The following is an 849-nucleotide window of genomic DNA, read 5'->3' on the forward strand; positions in this document are numbered from 1 at the left end:
AAAGCGTAACCGACAATCTTTCTGGAATGTAAATCCATTACGGAAGCCAGGTAGCACCAACCGTCTCTCAAAGTATGAATGTACGTAATATCCGTAACCCATTTCTCGTTGATGGTTGTCGTTGAGAAGTCCTGGTTCAGCAGGTTATCGTGTTCTTCCATCTTGCCCTTATTGGAATGGGGACGGTACTTTTTTCTGATAATGGAATAAATGCCTGCAGCCTTCATCAAACGCTGAACCCGTTTCAGGCTGACTTTGAGCCCTTCTTTTTCAAGCATATGGCGGATCTTCGGCGCTCCGTACCTCTGCTTGCTTTCCGTATGGATTTTTCGTATTCTGTCTGTCAACTCCCGGTTTTCCCGTTTTGTTTTTGACTCTTTTTTTTGTTTGGATTGATAGTAGGTACTTCTCGGCACGCCAAGGACCGTACACATGGTTTTAAGGTCATAATGGTGTTTGGCTCTTATCTCGTCAATCATGGATATAACAGTGGTTTGATCTACTTCTTTGCGAATATGGCCATAGCTTTTTTTAAGATTTCGTTTTCCTCTTTCAGCCGGTGCAATTCTTTTTGCAGGTTCAGAAATTCTTCCGGGGTAAAAGAGCTCCCGTCATCCAGCTTAACCGGTTTTTGTTTTCTGATCCATTTGTAGATTGTCGTTTCAGACAGGCCATATTCGCTGCAGATCTGTTTTACTGGTGTTCCAGTTTGATAAAGCTCAACCACCATTTCTTTAAATTCAGCATGATAACTTTTACGTTTTTCGCTTGTGTTACCCATATCAGGACACATCCCTTCGTTAATATTATATTTCACTAAAGGGTGTCCATGAAACTATACTAGCATCA

The 849-nt window shown here is 41.7% G+C and carries 1 pseudogene; it reads right to left on the reverse strand.

The annotated features are described in order from the left end of the window. Nucleotides 1-781 (reverse strand): annotated as a pseudogene (locus GBH70_RS16910) (IS3 family transposase); the annotation flags it as partial. Nucleotides 782-849 lie beyond the last annotated feature (68 nt).

The organism is Weizmannia acidilactici (assembly GCF_008974225.1).
GTDB lineage: Bacteria > Bacillota > Bacilli > Bacillales > Bacillaceae_C > Weizmannia > Weizmannia acidilactici.